Raw genomic sequence first — 17,533 nt, forward strand, 5'->3', positions numbered from 1 at the left:
TCAGCGGACGTGGCTCGTGTCGATAGCGTCGACGAGTCGTTCGCTGGCCAGGGCGACGAGGACGACGACGGGGACGAGCGCGGCAACCGACCCGGCGGCCGCGAACGTCGGCCCGGTCTCCTGAAGGTTGACGAGTGCCGGTGCGATGGGTGCCCAGTTGTCGACCTGCCCGTCGTTCATCAGATACGAGTAGAAGAACTCGTTGTAGACCTGGATGAACGTCAGGACCGCTGCGGAGGCCAGCCCCGGTCCCGACAGCGGGAGCACGACCCGCCAGAGCGCGCCGAGGCGGGTCGTCCCCTCGACGCGGGCGGCGTCCTCCAGCGTGTCGGGAATCTGCTGGAAGAACGTCGTCAGGACGAAGATGGCCAGCGGGAGCGTCAGCGCGCTCAGGGGAAAGACCACGCTCCCGGCGGTGTTGTAGACCATCGGCGGCCGCAGACCGAAGAGGGTCACGTTGCCGGTGAACAGCCGAAACAGCGGGACGAGAAACGCCGCCGGCGGGAAGTAGGCGATGCTGAGTGTCGCGAGCATCAGGACGCGCCGACCGGGAAACCGCAGGCGGCCGAAGACGTAGCCCGCGAACGTCGCGACGACGAGGACGACGACCGTCGTCGCGGCCGAGAGGACGACGCTGTTGACGATGTAGTAGAGAAACGGCGAGCGGCCGAAGGGGTCCAAGAGATACAGGAAGTTGACCGGCGTCACCGTCTCCGGAAAGAGGCCGAGCCCGAAGGCGGCACCCGGTGGTGTCACCGAGAGCACCAGCAGCCAGTAGAGCGGAAACCCGAACGCGACGAGGAAGAACCCGATGACGACGGCCCGGAGCAGCCGGTAGGCCGCACCGGGATACCGGATCGCGTTGGCGACACCACGCTGGAGGACGTTGCCTCCGTCGTCGGCTTCTACCATGCTACTCGACCGTACCGTGACGGATGTGAAAAACGTACGCTATCCAGAGATTCGGCCGTCTCACGATTCGCGGGGAACCGGCGAGCGACGACCGACGGAGGTGAGGTTCTGTCGCTGACGGCCGTATTAACGAACCCGCTCGCCAGCGGCGACGACGGCCGCAGGCTCGCGCCACGCGCTCGCGTCCTCGGTCGGGTCGGCGTCGAGGACGACGAGGTCGGCGTGGTAGCCCTCGGCCACCTTTCCGAGGTCGTCAACGCCGAGCAGGTCGGCCGCCTCGACCGTCGCGGCTCGGAGTGCGTGTTCCGGCGTCAGCCCCCGGTCGACGAGCAGTTCCATCTCCTGGGGAATGTCCGCGAAGAAGTTGAACGGCGTGCCCGCGTCCGTCCCCATCGCGATGGAGACACCGGCGTCGAGGGCGTGCGCGAAGGCGTCGGCGTGGGCGTCGATGGCCTCGTCGGCCTTCCTGACCGCCGACTCGGGGATGCCCGCCTCGACCCCGTTCTCGACGATCCCGACGAGCGCGGCCGTCGTGGGGACCCAGTAGGTTCCCTGCTCGGCCATCAGTTCCGCCGTCTCACGGTCCATGAACGTCCCGTGTTCGATGCTCGAGATACCCGCGCGGACGGCGTTGTCGATGCCGTCTTTTCCGTGGGCGTGTGCCGCCGTCGGGACCGCTTTGCCGCTCGCGGCGTCGACCAGCGCGGTCAGTTCCTCCGCCGTGAGTTCCGGCAGGCCGGTCTCTGCACCCTCCGTGAGCACGCCGCCGGTCGCCATGCATTTCACGACGTCTGCACCGCGCTTCAGCTGTTCGCGGGCCGCCTTCCGGACCTCGACCGCACCGTCGGCTTCGCGGCCGAACCAGTGGCCGTGGCCGCCCGTCATGACGACGTTCTGTCCCGCTGCGAGAATCCGGGGACCGTCGAGGACGCCCGTCTCGACGGCTCGTGCGGCGTCGAGCGCGAGCGAGTCGCGCGCGCCGAGGTCGCGGACCGTCGTCACGCCCGCGTCGAGGGCGTCTCGGAGGTTGGCGGCGACGCGGTAGGCGGCGGTCGCCTCGCTCTCGCCTTGGACGGTGCTCACGTCCGGGCGGCCGTCCATGCCCAGATGGACGTGCGCGTCGACGAGTCCCGGCGCGACGAACTGCCCCGAGACGTCTGTCTCTTCGTCTCCTTCCTCGACGTCGTCGCCGACGGCGACGATTCGGCCGTCGTCGACCGCGACGTCCACCTCGCGAACCCCGTCGACGTCGACGACGTGACCTCCGCGTAGTACGTGCATGGGGTGTGTGTTCACACCCCGGTGCCTAAAGCCGCCGGTCCCGGCAGGGGAAACTCGCAGGCTCGCCACGTGTGGTTGTTTCTCATGGAACGAGCACTCGACGGTCAGCGGACTCGACCGCTACCGCCAGAACAAGTGTCGGGACAAGTTCGCCGACTGGTAGGAGGGGAGGGAGTAGGGAGTGCTCAGTCGGTGTCGCCAGTGCTGTCAGCGTCCCCAGCGTCGACGACCTCGCCGATGCGGACGCTGTCACCGACCGAGAGGCTCTTGCCCCACTCCGAGGCGGGGACGACGGTGTTGAGCATGACGCGGAAGTGGTGGTCGAACCAGTCGCCGCCGCTCCAGGCGGGCATCGTCTCGCGTCGTCGCTCGATGAAGGTCTCGCGGAAGTCCGGATACTCCGCGCCCGTCTCGGGGTCACGGCTCGGGACGACGCAGCGCTGACAGGGGTTGACGCCCTCGAACCGGACGTCGCCGATTTCGAAGGCGACACGGCTGTCGCGGTCGGCGAAGAGACGGTCCTCCCAGAAGGCGGGGACGCCGTCGATTTCGAGGTTCGCCCGGAGCCGTCGCCGCATCCCGCTCGGGGTGATGCCGTCGTACCACGAGGCCAGTTCGCGTATCGTGGCCGTGCTGACGAGCGTCGGTCCCGATGCGTCGGTGTCGTCGGGGAAGCCACCCGCGCGGTTGCGGCGAAGCTCGACGGGTTCGCCCAAGAACTCGGTAAGCCAGCCGGTCAATTCCTCGTTGTCGGCGTTGAGCTGGAACGTCGCCCGCTCGCGGTCGGGGGTGGAAAGGGTAATCTCGTCGCGCTCGCCGTCGACCGACGACCGCATTCGGTGAATCTCGCGGGCGCGCTTCCCGTTGACGTACGCGCCCTCGCTATCGAACAGCGCGAACTCACGGTCTCCGGCCAGCCCACCGTTCTCGACGAGGTCGACAGTCTCGACCGACTGGCCGTCGAGTGATTTCACCGGAAAGGTCGTGATACGGCGAAGGGTCGGGGTCGCGTCGGCGGTCACGTTACTCGTCGTCGCTCGGCTCGTCCGTGTCGACGTCGTCGAGGTGTGCGGCGATCTCCTCGGTCGTGAGTGCCTGGAAGCCCTCCTCCTCGGAGATGGTCGCGACGCTCAGACTCTCGGCCTCGGCCTCTTCGAGTTCGCTCATGAGCGCGCCGACGGCGACGCTCACGCCGTCTTCGAGGGTCAGCTCTTCGGAATACTCCTCTTCGAGGAAGTCCTGAATCGTCTCGCGGCCACCGCCGATGGCGACCGCCTTCCACTCGTGGGGCGTGCCGGAGGGGTCGGTCCCGAACAGCCGCGGACCGGTGGCGTCGATGCCGCCGACGAGGAGGGCCGCACCGTACGGGCGGGTGCCGCCGCGCTGGGTGTTCTCCTGGATGAGGTCCGTGATCTCCTTCGTCAGCGTCTCGATGCCGATTGCCTCGCCGTAGCGCAGGCGGTTCGACTGGGACTCACGGCGGGCGAAGTCGACGAGCTTGCGAGCGTCGGCGACGTGGCCGGCACTTGCGGCACCGACGTGCTCGTCGAGCTTGTGGAGCTTCTCGATGCTCTCTTGTACCATCAGTGAGGAACCGGCACGGCTCTGGGCAGCGAGGACGACGCCGTCGGAGGTGCGGACGCCGACGCTCGGCGCGCCGCGCTTGACGGCTTCGCGGGCGTACTCGACCTGGTAGATACGGCCGTCCGGGGAGTACAGCGACGTCCCACGGTCGTAGGCCTGCTGGTCGTTGCGGTTCATCGCTCGGCCTCCCGTGTCTGCTGTCGCGTCGCGGTCGTAGTCATCACCACGCCGTACGCCCTCATCTCGGAAAAACCCTTGTAAAGGGGGAGACGTGTCCGCGTCGCTCGCGACGGCGTTGTCGCGGGCTGTCGTGGCTCCCCGTCTCGCCGCCGTCGCCGACTCCTCAGCGTTTCGCGTCTACCGAATCGACCACGTCAGCGTCCGGCGCGTTCGTCTTGACACTTTCGAGCCCCTGTTTCGCCTTCTGCTTGGAGGCGTAGCCCTCACCGCTCGTCGCGATGATGTTGCCGTTCGCGTGCTTCAGTCGCCACCGGTACTCGCCCTGACTGTCGACGAACAGTTCGAAGGTCGCGGCCATACCGTGAACTATGTGTCCACATCGCATAAACTAGTGACGGCCAGGTCGGACGCGAATCCCGTCGCCCACGGCTGTCTGTCGCCGGTGAAGACAAGGCGTCGGTCTCCGCCACTGCGTCAGTCAGAAAGGTCCCGACTGCTCAGGGCGCGAGGCGGTTCTTCCGGTTCCGCATCTTCTCCTCGTAGTAGTCGAAGGTGACCGGACACCACTCCGCGGCGAGGTCCAGAATCTCCTCGGTCATCTCGCGGATTTCCCACTGAGCGTCGGCGGCGGCACGCATGTCGGCGACGTGCATCAGCATCCGCGCGTTCATCGACATCACGATGTTGACTTTCGAGCCGATGGGCAGGACGAACCGGGCGTCTTCGGGTGGCATCCCGAGGTCCAAGAGTTCCTGGTAGTCCTCGACGGAGCGTTTGACCGACTGCCGGAAGACCTCCTCGCGCTTTGCGATGGTCTCCTCGTCGACCGCGCCGCCCTTCTGGTTGCGGCCGACCCAGTTCGGGTCTGAGGCCGACGGCGGCGTGACGACCATCTCGCCCTCCGCGACGCGCTCGGGGTCGACGTCGTCGAACGAGACGTAGCGCATCGACTGCACGTCGAAGCTGACGTGGCGGTGGCGCGTGATCTGCGCCATGCAGGCGCGGCTGACGCCCTTGATGGCGAACGTCGCGCTCGGATGCTCGAACGGTCCGAAGTGGCCGTGTTGCATCAGATGGCCGATGAGCGTCCGCTTCTTCTCCTCCATCGTCTCGCCGTCGACCGAGGCCATCGTCTCCTCGAACGACAGGTCGGGGTTGAACTCGCTCATGTAGTCGTTGCGCGCGCCCCGGCAGATGAGTTCCTCCGGGTCCGGCGTGGCTTCGAGCAGGCGGACTTCCATATGGGGGCAAGTCTCAACTGTGCGGTCAAAACTCTACCGTGAACTTTCGACGGCCGCGCCGACAACGCCAAACCACCCCCGGCCGTACCGTCGGCAATGATTCACAACATCGCCCAGGGCGTCCAGGCGTTCACCAGCAACGCCTTCCTCGTCGCCGGCGACCGGACCGTCCTCGTCGACACTGGCGCGAACTTCGACGCCGTCTCCCACCTGCAGGGTGACGTCGACAACCTCGACGCCATCGTCCTCACACACACCCACCCCGACCACGTCGGCAACGTCGACGCCGTCCGCGACGCCTTCGACGTCGACGTCTGGGGCTTCGACGCGTCGCACCCGATGGTCGACCACGCAATCGCCGACGACGAGGAGGTCGAAATCGGCAGCAGAAGCTACCGCGCGCTCCACACGCCGGGACACAAGAACGACCATCTCTGTTTCCTCTCGTCGGACGGTGAGGTGCTGTTCGCGGGCGACCTGGTGTTTCAGAACGGCGGCTTCGGCCGAACCGACTTGGAAGAAGGGAACCGGGACCTGCTCGTCGAGAGCATCGACCGCGTGCTGGCAACCGCCGACGAGTCACTCGGCGAGCTGCACGTGGGCCACGGGCCGAGCGTCGTCGACCAGCCGTACCGGCACATCGAACAGGCCGCGCAGGCGGCGCGGCTCTACTGAGTAGTCGGATTCTGGCGCGCTACTCGTCTTTCAGTCCGTAGTAGCCCGGTTCGTCCTCGGCCGGTGGTTCGGCGACGACGAGTTCGTCGGCGTTGCGCATGACCCACGGGATGGCCCAGTCGAGCAGGATGTCCTCGGTGCCGACGTCGATTTCGGCGTCGGGTTCGAGTCCCTGCAGGAGCCGGGCGATTTCGTAGACGCTGTACATCATCCCCTCGTCGAGCAGCTCCTCGGGCGTGTAGAAGTCACACGGGTAGAGCTGCTCGAAGTCGTCTTTCGGGCGCGGCATATCCGGCGGTACGGGAGAACCGTGGAAAACCCTGCTGTTCGCGTGGTCCGAACCGACCCTGCCGCTCGCGTGGCCCGGCACCACGGTCGGGTAGGGGAGACTCGGCCGAACCTTTCACTCGTGCATAACAATCGTTATCACGCGGGACCTAGAGGATGGGGTATGGGTGAGGCGACGGCGACTCTCGTCGCAACCGTTCGCACCTTCGGCGGAGAGGCATTGCGGGACGTGTGGCTGTTCGACCAGTGGACCCACCAGAAGCTGTACGCCCGCGACGACGTCGAGGACCGCCTCGACAACCTCGACGTCACGAGCTTTATCGACAACGAACGCTACGGTTACATCACGCGCGACACCTACGAGTCGCTCTACTACGCAGACTACGACTACACGGTCCGCGGCTTCTCTTCCTTCGAACTCTTCCGGACGTTTCTCACGGACGACGACGCCCGCGTCGGCGTCCTGGCCAGCTTCGACCGCACCGAGGGCGGCTACGACTTCGGCACGCTCTCGGCGGAGGTTCAGGCGATCCTCGACGAGTATCCGGTGAGCGAGTTCACGCCGGTCGACGAGTAGACGGCGCGGTGGCTCCGTGGGCGAGTTCGCGGCGTCTCGAAAAATATGACGGGGTGTTGGTCGCGTGAGCGACCGTTCGGCCTTACTCGAAGAGTTCGACAGCCTGCTCGTAGCGCGCGCTCGGCTCGTTCCAGTCGACGACGTTGAAGAACGCCTCGATGAAGTCGCCGCGTGCCGGGCCGTAGTCGTAGTAGTACGAGTGTTCCCAGACGTCGAGCGCCAGAATCGGGTGGCTGCCCCAGAGCGCGCCCTGGTCGTGCTTGTCGACGACCACGTTGCGCAGCTGGTTCGAGAAGCTGTCGTAGACGAGCAGTGCCCAGCCGCCGGCGTTGCCGGCTGCGGCTTCGAACTCGCCCTTCCAGGCCTCGTAGGAGCCGAAGTCCTCGGCGATGCGGTCCGCGAGGTCACCCGACGGCTCGTCGCCACCCTCCGGCGACATGTTCTGCCAGAACAGGTCGTGAAGGATGTGGCCACAGCCGTTGTGGGTCACGTTGCGGAGCGCGCCCGCAGAGGAACCGAAGTCGCCTGCCTCACGGTTCTCGGCGAGCGTCTCCTCGGCGCTGTTCCAGCCGTTGACGTAGCCCTGGTGGTGGGTGTCGTGGTGCCACGTCAGCACCTGCTCAGAGATGTTCGGCTCCAGCGCGTCGTACTCGTACGGGAGTGGGTCAAGTTCGTAGCTCATGATAATTTACCTCCGGAAAGAGGATGGGTCGGAATCCTGTTAAAGCTTGAGGAGACGCCTGTTACCACCCCACACGACCGAATTCGCGTCCGGCGATCTGTCGCTCAGACCGTCGAGACGCGCACGTCGAACCGCCGGTCGTATTCGATCTCCGTGGCGACCCGCTCGGCGGTCTCGGCGTCGCCGAACCGTTCGACCAGATGCAGCGCGAGGTCCAGTCCCGAGGTGACGCCGCCCGCCGTCAGGAGGTCACCGTCGTCGACGACGCGGGCGTCCACCACGTTCGCACCCGACTCCCGCAGGTCGTCGACGGCACTCGCGTGGGTCACGGCGGGTCGCCTATCCGTCAGGCCCGCTCGCGCCAGCAACATCCCGCCGGTACAGACCGAGGCGACGGTGACGCCCGCCGCGTGCAACGTCGCTGCCGCGTCGGGGACGACACCGCGCTCGGCCTCGGCCCACGCGCCCGCTTCGCTCCGGGTGTTCCAGCCGCCACCCGGCACGACCAGCACGTCAGGGCGGTCGGTCTCGGGGTCGAGCGTCCCGTCGACGCCGACGCGGAGACCGTGGCTCGCGGTTACTTCGTCAACTCTGTCGAGCGTGACGAGGCGAGCCGAGAGGTCCGCACCGAGGGCACTGGCAGTCTGAAACACTTCGTAGGGGGCGATGGCGTCGAGTTCGTCGAACCCCTCGTAGAGCAGGATGGCGACGTCGGTCATACGCTCTCTGCGCGGGTGAGGACGAAACCAGTTTCGGCGGTCAGGCCTGCTGGGTGCTCTCGTTCCAGGCGAACTGCCACAGCTCCCCTCCCGTGTCACCGTCGTTCTCGACCGTCTCGACAGTTTCGCCGTCGACGCGGAGTTCGACGCGCTCGTAGTCGGTCGGGAGCGACGCCGCGAACTCGAGGATGCTCGCCGTCGTGCAGTCCGACGAGTCGCTCTCACTTCCGCGGCGGTCGTCGCGCTCGACGACCGAGAGGTCGAGGACGTAGACGCCGGGGCGGTGGGTATCGAAGGAGACGTTCAGTTCCTCGTCGGCGTCGTGGACGACAGTGAAGTTCGCGGTGAACGTCCGAGAGGTACCGGTTGCGACCTCGTGTGCCCAGCCGGTGTCGGCCTGTTCGGGTGCAGTACAGCTCCCGCCACCATAGGAGTAGGAGTGCGGGGGACTCGTCGGGTCGGGCCCGCGGTCGGCGTTGGCCGGTTGGACGTCGAACGCGACGAGTCCGACAGCGCTGGTGAGGAGCACGCCGACGAGGAACGCGAGGAGGAGCGACGACTCGGGGACTGACGTGGAGGGCTTCATACTCCGACCCTCACACGGCCGTAAAAAGAACGTGTCGGCCCTCCGACCCGTCTCCGACTAGTCGTCTTCGTCGTCGCCGCGGGCCTGTTTGTACATCGAGAGTGCCTCCTCGCGCCGCTCGGAGTGATCGACGATAGGGTGCGGATAGTCGGGGGCGACCCGCTCGCGTTCGAGGTCGGTTATCTCGTGCCACTCGTGGATGGTGTTGGCCGTGACGTCCCGGAGTTCGGGGACGTACTCCTTGATATACTCCGCCTCGGCGTCGTACCGCTCGCCCTGCGTCATCGGGTTGAAGATGCGGAAGTACGGCTGGGCGTCCGTCCCCGTCGACGCCGCCCACTGCCAGCCGCCGTTGTCGTTGGCGGTGTCGTGGTCGGCGAGATACTCACAGAAGTGCGCGTAGCCCTCCCGCCAGTCGATGAGCAGGTCCTTGGTCAGGAACGAGGCGACGATCATCCGCACGCGGTTGTGCATGAACGCCTCCTGCTTCAGTTGGCGCATCCCGGCGTCGACGATGGGGTAGCCGGTCTCCCCTTCCTTCCACGCCTGCAACTCCTCGGGGTCGTTGTGCCACTCGATGTCGTGCTCGTACTCCTTGTAGTTCTGCGAGACGACTTCGGGGTTGAAGAAGAGGACGTGCGTGTAGAACTCCCGCCACGCGAGTTGGGACTGGAACTCCTCGATTGATTCGAGTTCGTCGGGTTTCTCGTCGTCACCCTCGCCCTCGCTTTCCTTCTCGCCGTCGTCTTCTGTGCCAGCGTCGACGTCGAGTGCGCGCTTCGCCTGCTCGGTCGCTTCGTAGACCTCCCGCACGCCGATGGTGCCGAACTTCATGTGTGGGGAGAGCCGCGACGTCGCGTCCTTCGTCGGATAGTCGCGGTCCTCGCCGTAGCGGTAGATGCCGTCCTCGCAGAACGCCGCGAGCAGGTCGCGGGCCGCCTCGGTACCGGCCGCTTGGACGTCCGCCTCAGGTTCCTCGAAGCCCAACTCCCCGATGGTCGGGAGTTCCCGGGTGTCGAGGTCACTGGCGTCGACGAGCTGCTCGGCTGTCGGCGGCTCGTAGGGGTCGGCCTTCTCGTGCGTCCGCCACTTCTTCCAGAAGTAGGTGTAGACGGAGTAGGGGTCGCCCGCGTTGGTCGTGATGGAGCCGGGTTCGTGGTGGATGGCGTCGTGGACGACCTCGCGGGCGACGCCGGCGTCGTCGAGTGCCTGCCGGACCGCCGCGTCACGCTCGCGGGCGAGACCGGTGTAGTCCTTGTTCCAGACGACCCGGTCGACGCCGTACTCCTCGGCGAGGTCGGGAAGCACCTCCCGTGGGTCGCCGTGGGCGACGACGAGGTCGCTGCCGTGGTCGCGGTACCACGCTCGTAACTCGGCGAGGGCGTCGAGCATGAACCGTACCCGTGGCGGTGCCGCGTGGGCCAGCACGTCGTCGTCGAAGACGAACACCGCGAGGACGGGACCGGCCTCGGCGGCCGTCGCGAGTCCGCGGTTGTCGGCCGCCCGCAGGTCACGGCGGTGCCAGTGTAGCTGCATACCGGTGGCACGGACGGCCCGGAGGTTAAGCTACCGAACCCGGTGGTCTGTGGCCGTCGCTGATAGCGTTAAGTCGGCTGGCGACAACAGTCCGGAAATGAGTGTTATCGTCGAGTTCACTGTTTCGACCGACGATTTCCTCTTCGGCACCGCGCTCGCGACGGCGGAGGGGATGGAGCTGACGCTGGAACGCATCGTCCCCACCGACGCCGCCCTGTTACCCTTCCTCTGGGCCACCGGGGCGGACTTCGAGGCGTTCGAACGCCACGTCCTCGAAGACTCCCACGTCTCGACACTCACTCCGCTCGACCGTCTCGGCGACAGCGTCCTCTACCGCATCGAGTGGGACGCCGTCGACGACCTCGTCTCCGGCATCGGCGAGACGGGCGGGACCATCCTCGAGACCCGCGGCAACAGCGACAAGTGGGCTTTCCGGGTACGGTTCTCCGATCACAACACGCTGGCGGACTTCTACAACCACTGTTCGGACTACGAGATTCCCATCCATCTCGAACGGGTCTACACGCTGACCGCGGACTTCGACCAGGGCCACCAGTTCGAACTCACACCCGAACAGCGAGAGGCCCTCGTCCTCGCCGTCCAGCGAGGCTACTTCGACTCGCCGCGGAAGGTGTCGCTCGCGACGCTCGCGCCCGAACTCGACATCTCCCAGCAGGCGCTCTCCTCACGGATTCGCCGGGCGAACGAGAAGATTCTCAGACGTGCGTTGCTCCGGTCGGTGGAAGGTCCCGAGAACGGCCACGGTCTCGACCGCTGATAAATGCGTTGTGCCAACAACAGTCGGTGATAGGTGGCTGTGGTCCGAGCACCCAGACGGGGGTGCAACGACCCCGATGGGGGGATAGACCCCACGACACAGCGTTCACCGGTTCGCGTGCCAACGGCCGGTTCGACTGTGTCTTTTCACTCGCCGGTCAGTGCCTCGCTGGCGGGGGCGAACTCGAGTGTCGTCCCAAGGCCTTCCTCGACTGCCTTCTCGTAGAGTAGATACGCCGCTGCGACGGTCTCGATGCCCGTTCCGCCGCTGTCGAAGACGGTGATCTCCTCGTCGTCGGTCCGACCCTCGATCCGCCCAGCGACGACCTCGCCGAGTTCGCCGTGGACGTGGCTCTCGTCGACGACGCCCTCGTCGACGGCGTGGATGAACGACCCCGCGTCACTGGTCGCCCGCGCTTCGAGGTCGAAGACGTATTTCGCGCGCTCGACGGCCGTCGTGTCGAGTTCGCGCTTCTCGGGGTGGTACTGGCCCATCGCGGTGACGTGGGTGCCCGGTTCGAGCAGGTCGCCGTCGAACACCGGCTCGCTGGCGGTCGTCGCGGTGACGACGACGTCCGCGTCCTCGATGGCGGCCGCACTGGAGGCGACCGCGGCGACGCTCGCGTCGAGACGCTCGTTCATCCCGGCGGCGAACGCCTCGCGGCTCTCCTTCGTCGGCGAGTAGACCCACACGGTGTCGAGGTCCCGAACCGTGTCGATGGCGCGGAGCTGGCCGCGGGCCTGCGCGCCGCTGCCGATGATGGCGACCGTCTCGGCGTCCTCGCGGGCGAGCGCGTCGACGGCGACGCCACCGGCCGCGCCGGTCTTGAACGGGTTCATGCTCGCGCCGTCCAACAGGGCCAGCGGTTCGCCCGACTCGGCGTCGAACAGCGGCGTCATGAACCACGCGTCGCCCGCGCCGAAGCCAGCGTCGTACATATAGCCGCCCATCGCCCCCGTGTCGGGGAGGACTGCGGCGTAGGTGGTCAACATCCCGGCCGGGTCGTCGTTGACCAGCTTGGTCCGGGGTTCGGCGGCCGCACCGTTGCCTCGCTGTCGGTAGCCCTCGCGGACGGCGTCGACGTACTCGGCGGGTGTCGCGAGTCCTGCCACGTCCTCACTCGTCAAAAACAGCGTCTGCGTCATGGCTCACTCGTCGAAAGCCAGCGATAAAAACCGTGTGGGCGGCGGAGAGCCGAAACGTTAGTCAGCGTTGACCGGAGGGGACTGCGTCGGCTGCGGGGTGGCGGTCGGCTGTGGAGCGGCCGTCGCCGGACCGTTTACGAAGAGTGCGTGTCCGACGACCAGCCCTGCCACGCTCGCCCCGGCAGGGACGGCCACCGTCAAGGGCAAGCCCACGATGCTGAGAGCGGCTGTAATTCCGAGCAGCGCGAGCGGGATAACCCCAAGCACATAATCATAATATCCGGTCATAATACAATACAAACTATGGACAGAGAGTATATAATTCTTTCCCGTAGCTGAGAGGGATGTGCTGTATCATCACTGGGTAACTTCCTCATAAGTTATGAGGGCTGACGGTCGACTCACAGCCGGTGACACGGCTGATATCGGGCAGCTCGAGACAACCGCTTCTGAGCGCGAATTTCCGCTCCGCAGACCGGCAAATGTCGCCGCCGTCTGCCGAAAATGTGTGGGCCAGTGCCGTGGTGTGTGACAACAGTGCTGTTCGCGGAGGACGTTTCGCTGTGCCATCACTTCGTGTCGCGAGTCCGAACTTTGCCCACATCGGAGTCTTAAACCGGCGCGTCGTCCGACCCCACAGCAGTGAACCGGAACGACCGTTCCATCGTCGGGCTCGTGATGCTGGCTCACGGGATGGTACACACCTACGAACTCTCCATCCCCATCTTCGTCACGATCTGGCTGAGTCAGTACGAGGTCATCGACCTCGGTATCGCACAGTTCCCCGTGACCACGGCGACACTCGGTGCCGTCGTTACCGCGGGCTACGCACTGTTCGGACTCGGCGCGCTCCCCGGCGGCATCGTCGTCGACCACGTCGGCTCGCGGCGACTCATCTCGGCCTGTCTGCTCGGGATGGCAGGCTCCTTCTTCCTGCTGGGTCTCGCGCCCTCGCTGCTCGTGGTTGCACTCGCGCTCCTCGTCTGGGGAGCCTCGGCCAGCGTCTACCATCCCGCGGGTCTCGCGCTCCTGAGTAAGGGTGTCGAGGAGCGCGGCACCGGCTTCGCCTACCACGGCATCGCGGGCAACCTCGGCATCGGACTCGGCCCGCTCGTGGCGGCCGTTCTCCTCCTCGTGCTCGACTGGACCACGGTCGCGCTCGTGTTGGCCGTCCCAGCACTCGTCGCTGCCGCCTACGCGAGTCGCGCCGAGTTCGACGAGACTGCCGCCGTCGCCGCCGACGGCGGTGAAGACGGCAACGCAGGCGACGCGGGCGACGCGGGTGGCTCCAAGGCGAGCACGGGTGTCTCGTCGCTCGGCGAGTTCGTCTCGGAGTCTCGGCGGCTGTTCACCGGCAGTTTCGTGCTCGTCTTCCTCGTGGTGATGTGTTCGGGACTCTACTACCGCGGCGTCCTGACCTTCCTCCCCGGTCTCCTCGCGGATCTCCCCGGCTTCGACCCCATCCCGCTCACGGCACTCCTGCCGGAGTCACTGCTCTCGGTGCTCGGCGTCTCCGGCTCCGGCGGCCGCCCGCTCCAGCCGGAGAACTACTTCTACTCGGGACTGCTCATGGTCGGCGTCCTCGGCCAGTACGTCGGCGGCAAGCTGACCGACCGCGTCTCCGTCGAGTACGGCATCGCTGGCTCGTTCGGCTTTCTTGCACTCCTCGCGCTCGTCTTCCTCCCGGTCGCCAACATCGGGCTGGTCCCGCTGCTCGCCGTCGGCAGCCTGCTCGGCTTCACGCTGTTCGTCGTCCAGCCGCTCTACCAGGCGACGGTCGCCGAGTACACCCCCGCCGGAACGCGCGGACTCTCCTACGGCTTCACCTATCTCGGCGTGTTCGGCATCGGCGCGCTCGGCGGCGTCATCGCGGGGACCATCCTGACCTACGCGACGCCGACGGTCCTCTTTACGACGCTCGCGGCCATCGCGGCGGCCGCGGCTGTCCTCGGCATCGTGCTGTCGCGGACGGGCTGAGTGAGACAAAAGAAGCGTCGAGCGTTCGCGCTTACGTGATTACGTGACTTCTACGTGGCTTCTACGTGACTTTGAACCAGAGCGTGCGCCAGACGGCGAGTCCGACCGAGCCGACGACGATGAGGACACCGGCGAAGATGGCGGCCCCGACGGGCGTCGTGGCGTTGCCGGGCAGCAGATACCAGATCGGAATCCCGACGACTGCGGCGGGTATCCACGACCGAATGGCGAGCGGGACGGCCGCCTTCGCGGACTCGGCGGCACCGGCGGAGTACGCACCCACGAGCGGGGCGAAGACGACCCAGGTGACGAGGAAGGGGACGAGCGTGTACGCCAGTTCGGCGGGCATCCCGAGGACGGCCGTCCCGTTGTGACGGACCGCGCCGAAAGTCAGCAGTGCGACGAGCACGACGAGGTCCCCGACGGCGAGCGGCAGGGCGTCGCCATCGAGGCGTTTCTCCAGGAACGACTTCTGCGAGTTGGCCATACCGTCCGTTCCGACCCGACGCTAATTATTCTCCTGTTTTCACGCCGACCACCGTATAGCCGAAGCCGCGGTCCAGAATCCGGGAATCCAACCCGGCGGCGTCGACCGCTCGCGCGAGGTCGTCCGGGCCGGTGAAGAGGGAGTTCATCCGAGCGACGCCCTCGGTCCACTCGACGACGCGGCCGAGCGGATGGGCCGGGTCGAACTCGCGGACGACGAGCACGCCGCCCGGTTTCAGGACGCGTTCGGCGTCGGCGAGCACCGTCCGTTGCTCGGGCATATGGTGGAGAGCGTCGACGACCGTGACGGCGTCGACGGCTTCGTCGGCGACGGGCAGGCGTCGGGCGTCGCCGCGGACGCAGCCGAGACCGCGCTCTCGAGCGCGTGCGAGCATCCCGCGGGAGACGTCGACGACGGTCACCTGCCGGTCGGGAGCGTCCATGGCGACCGCCGCGCGGCCGCTGCCGCCGCCGACGTCGAGAACGTGTTCGACGGGGCGTTCCGCTCGGCTCAGGCCGTCGAACAGGGCGTCGCGGTCGGCGGCGGGCATCCCAAGGTCGTAGAGATGAGCGATGCGATCGAAGAACCCCACGTCACCGGGTCCGTACATGACACACCGTGGTGTCCGGCGAAACAAAGCCTTGCCCTCTTATCCGTCGAGAGCAAACCGTCCGGTATGGAGTACTGCCTGCTGGGTTGGCCGGAGGACGAGCCGACGCTCAGGCTCGACTACCGGACGTTCAGCTACGCGGGGAAGTTCGTGATGTCGAACACGGGCAAGGCGGTGGTCAGAGACCCCGACGCAGACGCCGACGGGACGGCGACGACCCCGACCGACGCCGCCGCGACGGTCGACCCGTCGGTCTTCGAGAGCGACGTCCGTGCGGCCATCGCGTTCAACGAGGACCGAACCGACCCCGGCGTCCTCTGGCTGCGCTACGTCACCGTCCACGAGGACTACCGCGGGCAGGGACTCGGCCCGAAACTGGCCGCGTTCGTCGCCGAGGAAGCCGAGAAACGGGGTTACCGACGGCTCCGGATCGCCGTCAACAACCCCTTCGCGTACCAGGCGATGTACAAGGTCGGCTTCGCCTACACGGGCCGACAGACCGGGCTCGCCGAACTCGTGCTCGAACGACCCGGCGAACCGGACCGGCCCACCTACCAGTGCGGTCTCGACGTCTTCCGGGAGAGAGACCTCGCGGACGCCGAACACGACTTCCTCGACGCAAAGGAGGGCGTGGAACCACCGGCTATCGCCGACGGCCGTGGGACCCGCCTCGACGACGACCGTGAGACCCACGTTGCCGACGACTGTGAGGGACACGTCGGCAACGGCTGTGATGGCCGCGTCGCCGACGACGGTGAGACCCCACCTCGGTGACGACGTGTCCGGCGTGGGTGGCCACGACGACTCGGGGAATTAAAGCGAGCGAGTCCCCAAAGACGGCCAATGGGAAACGCGGACTTACGTGACTTGGCGGCACTCTCGGCGGTCTCGTTCGACGACCTCGGCGGGAGCGTCGTCGCCGTCGACGCGCACAACTGGCTCTACCGGTATCTGACGACGACGGTCAAGTGGACGAACTCGGAGAAATACACCACGAACGAGGGCGAGGAGGTCGCGAACCTCATCGGTCTCGTCCAGGGACTGCCGAAGTTCTTCGAACACGACCTGACGCCCGTCTTCGTCTTCGACGGCGGCGTGACGGAGCTGAAAGACGCCGAGGTCGAGGCCCGTCGCGAACAGAAGGAGAAGGCCCAGGAGAAACTCGACGCGGCCCGTGAACGCGGTGACGCCGTCGAGGCCGCCCGGATGGAGGCACGCACCCAACGACTCACGGACACCATCCACGAGACGACTCGCGGCCTGCTCGACCGCCTCGACGTTCCCTACATCGAAGCACCCGCCGAGGGCGAGGCACAGGCCTCCTACATGGCCCGCACGGGCGACGCCGACTACGTCGGCAGCGAGGACTACGACACCCTCCTCTTCGGCGCGCCGTTCACGCTCCGCCAGCTGACGAGCAAGGGCGACCCCGAGCTGATGGACCTCGACGCCACCCTCGACAAACACGACATCACCTACGAACAGCTCGTCGACATCGCCATCCTCGTCGGCACGGACTTCAACCCCGGCATCAAAGGAATCGGGCCGAAGACAGCGTTGAAGACGGTCAAGGAGCACGGCGACCTCTGGGGCGTGTTGGACGCGCGTGATCTCCACATCGACCACGCCGACCGCATCCGCCAACTGTTCTTGGACCCCCCGGTCACCGACGACTACGACGTCGACCTCGACATCGACCCGGACATAGCGGATGCACGGGCCTACGTCACCGAGGAGTGGGAGGTCGACGCCGACGAGGTCGCGAAAGGCTTCGAACGTATCGAGGAGTCACTGGTCCAGACGGGACTCGACCGCTGGACCTAGTTCCGAAACTCGACGGACACCGCGTCGGCGACGTCACCCGACGTGCGGACGTAGCGATTTTGCTCACCGTTCTCGCCGCGCTCGACCGTGAACAGGTGGATCGAGACGACGAGTCGCCCCGAATCCAGCGTCGCCCGCAACACCGGCCCGGTACTCGTGACGACGACGTAGGGCGGGGCGGGGACGGGCTGTGCGCGCAGGTGGCCACCGGCCGCGTCGACCGCGCCGGCGAGCACCGTCGGCAACTGCTCGAGCACCCCTGCACGTCGCAGGGTCGCCTCCAGCGGTCCCGCAACTGCCTCACGGTCCGTCGTCGACGACCCGTCCCAGCCGGCGGCGACAGCATCGGCGCAGTCGCTCGCGACGGTGAGCAGGTCGGCGTGCTCGGCGAGCAAGTAGGTACGCGCGGCGTCGGCAGCGTCGGTCACGTCGTCGGCTGCGTCGCCTCGGC

Annotated in this window: 22 protein-coding genes; 6 read left to right on the forward strand and 16 right to left on the reverse strand. The window is 66.8% G+C overall.

All coding sequences use genetic code 11. The features are described from left to right. From BLR57_RS06610 to thyX, 6 genes are all read right to left on the reverse strand, one after another. The gene (locus BLR57_RS06610) at positions 1 to 912 is read right to left on the reverse strand and encodes a carbohydrate ABC transporter permease (RefSeq protein WP_089695669.1); all 912 of its coding nucleotides are present in this window, start codon (positions 910 to 912) and stop codon (positions 1 to 3) included. 126 nt (positions 913 to 1,038) lie between these two features. Further along, the gene (locus tag BLR57_RS06615; protein ID WP_089695672.1) at positions 1,039 to 2,193 is read right to left on the reverse strand and encodes a metal-dependent hydrolase family protein; all 1,155 of its coding nucleotides are present in this window, start codon (positions 2,191 to 2,193) and stop codon (positions 1,039 to 1,041) included. Between the two features lie 185 nt (positions 2,194 to 2,378). Then, positions 2,379 to 3,215 (reverse strand): MOSC domain-containing protein, encoded by an 837-nt coding sequence (locus BLR57_RS06620; RefSeq protein WP_089695675.1) that lies wholly within the window; start codon positions 3,213 to 3,215, stop codon positions 2,379 to 2,381. Between the two features lies 1 nt (position 3,216). Continuing rightward, complete coding sequence (gene psmA, locus BLR57_RS06625; protein WP_089695678.1) at positions 3,217 to 3,954, reverse strand: archaeal proteasome endopeptidase complex subunit alpha; 738 nt, start codon at positions 3,952 to 3,954, stop codon at positions 3,217 to 3,219. Positions 3,955 to 4,120: 166 nt separating this feature from the next. Further along, entirely contained in the window at positions 4,121 to 4,315 is a 195-nt protein-coding gene (locus tag BLR57_RS06630) for an HVO_2922 family protein (protein ID WP_089695682.1), read from the reverse strand. A gap of 139 nt (positions 4,316 to 4,454) precedes the next feature. Continuing rightward, positions 4,455 to 5,198 carry an FAD-dependent thymidylate synthase gene (gene thyX / locus BLR57_RS06635; protein WP_089695685.1) on the reverse strand — a complete coding sequence of 248 codons (744 nt, stop codon included), beginning with the start codon at positions 5,196 to 5,198 and terminating at the stop codon, positions 4,455 to 4,457. Positions 5,199 to 5,294: 96 nt separating this feature from the next. Here thyX and BLR57_RS06640 point away from each other — a divergent pair, with 96 nt between their 5' ends. Beyond that, the gene (locus BLR57_RS06640; RefSeq protein ID WP_089695689.1) at positions 5,295 to 5,873 is read left to right on the forward strand and encodes an MBL fold metallo-hydrolase; all 579 of its coding nucleotides are present in this window, start codon (positions 5,295 to 5,297) and stop codon (positions 5,871 to 5,873) included. A gap of 19 nt (positions 5,874 to 5,892) precedes the next feature. On the opposite strand, the gene BLR57_RS06645 is transcribed toward BLR57_RS06640, so the two are convergent. Next, complete coding sequence (locus tag BLR57_RS06645) at positions 5,893 to 6,162, reverse strand: DUF5827 family protein (RefSeq protein WP_089695690.1); 270 nt, start codon at positions 6,160 to 6,162, stop codon at positions 5,893 to 5,895. Positions 6,163 to 6,324: 162 nt separating this feature from the next. Here BLR57_RS06645 and BLR57_RS06650 point away from each other — a divergent pair, with 162 nt between their 5' ends. Next, the gene (locus BLR57_RS06650; protein ID WP_089695694.1) at positions 6,325 to 6,738 is read left to right on the forward strand and encodes a DUF7522 family protein; all 414 of its coding nucleotides are present in this window, start codon (positions 6,325 to 6,327) and stop codon (positions 6,736 to 6,738) included. 82 nt (positions 6,739 to 6,820) lie between these two features. On the opposite strand, the gene sod is transcribed toward BLR57_RS06650, so the two are convergent. The 4 genes from sod to BLR57_RS06670 form a co-directional block, all read right to left on the reverse strand. Next, the gene (sod, locus tag BLR57_RS06655) at positions 6,821 to 7,420 is read right to left on the reverse strand and encodes a superoxide dismutase (RefSeq protein ID WP_089695697.1); all 600 of its coding nucleotides are present in this window, start codon (positions 7,418 to 7,420) and stop codon (positions 6,821 to 6,823) included. A gap of 104 nt (positions 7,421 to 7,524) precedes the next feature. Continuing rightward, positions 7,525 to 8,139, reverse strand: a complete 615-nt coding sequence (locus tag BLR57_RS06660) for a DJ-1/PfpI family protein (RefSeq protein WP_089695699.1) — start codon at positions 8,137 to 8,139, stop codon at positions 7,525 to 7,527. A gap of 40 nt (positions 8,140 to 8,179) precedes the next feature. After that, positions 8,180 to 8,725: a hypothetical protein gene (locus BLR57_RS06665; RefSeq protein WP_089695702.1), complete on the reverse strand. Its 546-nt coding sequence runs from the start codon at positions 8,723 to 8,725 to the stop codon at positions 8,180 to 8,182. A 57-nt stretch (positions 8,726 to 8,782) separates the two neighbouring features. After that, positions 8,783 to 10,261: a cryptochrome/photolyase family protein gene (locus tag BLR57_RS06670; protein ID WP_089695706.1), complete on the reverse strand. Its 1,479-nt coding sequence runs from the start codon at positions 10,259 to 10,261 to the stop codon at positions 8,783 to 8,785. A 97-nt stretch (positions 10,262 to 10,358) separates the two neighbouring features. Here BLR57_RS06670 and BLR57_RS06675 point away from each other — a divergent pair, with 97 nt between their 5' ends. Beyond that, a complete protein-coding gene (locus BLR57_RS06675) occupies positions 10,359 to 11,039 on the forward strand; it encodes a helix-turn-helix domain-containing protein (RefSeq protein WP_089695709.1) in 681 nt (226 codons plus the stop codon). Positions 11,040 to 11,185: 146 nt separating this feature from the next. On the opposite strand, the gene BLR57_RS06680 is transcribed toward BLR57_RS06675, so the two are convergent. Further along, positions 11,186 to 12,184 carry an ornithine cyclodeaminase family protein gene (locus BLR57_RS06680; protein ID WP_089695712.1) on the reverse strand — a complete coding sequence of 333 codons (999 nt, stop codon included), beginning with the start codon at positions 12,182 to 12,184 and terminating at the stop codon, positions 11,186 to 11,188. Between the two features lie 57 nt (positions 12,185 to 12,241). After that, the gene (locus tag BLR57_RS19965; protein ID WP_089695714.1) at positions 12,242 to 12,472 is read right to left on the reverse strand and encodes a DUF8015 family protein; all 231 of its coding nucleotides are present in this window, start codon (positions 12,470 to 12,472) and stop codon (positions 12,242 to 12,244) included. Between the two features lie 354 nt (positions 12,473 to 12,826). On the opposite strand from BLR57_RS19965, the gene BLR57_RS06690 reads away from it, so the two are divergent. Continuing rightward, a complete protein-coding gene (locus tag BLR57_RS06690) occupies positions 12,827 to 14,161 on the forward strand; it encodes an MFS transporter (RefSeq protein WP_089695716.1) in 1,335 nt (444 codons plus the stop codon). Positions 14,162 to 14,222: 61 nt separating this feature from the next. On the opposite strand, the gene BLR57_RS06695 is transcribed toward BLR57_RS06690, so the two are convergent. Together BLR57_RS06695 and BLR57_RS06700 are read right to left on the reverse strand one after the other, a co-directional pair. Then, positions 14,223 to 14,648 (reverse strand): DUF3054 domain-containing protein, encoded by a 426-nt coding sequence (locus BLR57_RS06695; RefSeq protein ID WP_089695718.1) that lies wholly within the window; start codon positions 14,646 to 14,648, stop codon positions 14,223 to 14,225. Between the two features lie 25 nt (positions 14,649 to 14,673). Beyond that, complete coding sequence (locus tag BLR57_RS06700) at positions 14,674 to 15,258, reverse strand: class I SAM-dependent methyltransferase (protein ID WP_089695720.1); 585 nt, start codon at positions 15,256 to 15,258, stop codon at positions 14,674 to 14,676. Positions 15,259 to 15,324: 66 nt separating this feature from the next. Here BLR57_RS06700 and BLR57_RS06705 point away from each other — a divergent pair, with 66 nt between their 5' ends. After that, entirely contained in the window at positions 15,325 to 16,032 is a 708-nt protein-coding gene (locus BLR57_RS06705) for a GNAT family N-acetyltransferase (RefSeq protein ID WP_089695722.1), read from the forward strand. A 69-nt stretch (positions 16,033 to 16,101) separates the two neighbouring features. After that, positions 16,102 to 17,082 carry a flap endonuclease-1 gene (fen, locus tag BLR57_RS06710; RefSeq protein ID WP_089695724.1) on the forward strand — a complete coding sequence of 327 codons (981 nt, stop codon included), beginning with the start codon at positions 16,102 to 16,104 and terminating at the stop codon, positions 17,080 to 17,082. Here the strand turns inward: fen and BLR57_RS06715 are convergent. Further along, on the reverse strand, positions 17,079 to 17,510 hold the full coding sequence (locus tag BLR57_RS06715) for a DUF7988 family protein (RefSeq protein WP_089695726.1): 432 nt from the start codon (positions 17,508 to 17,510) through the stop codon (positions 17,079 to 17,081). The genes fen and BLR57_RS06715 overlap by 4 nt on opposite strands. Positions 17,511 to 17,533 lie beyond the last annotated feature (23 nt).

The organism is Halogranum gelatinilyticum (assembly GCF_900103715.1).
GTDB lineage: Archaea > Halobacteriota > Halobacteria > Halobacteriales > Haloferacaceae > Halogranum > Halogranum gelatinilyticum.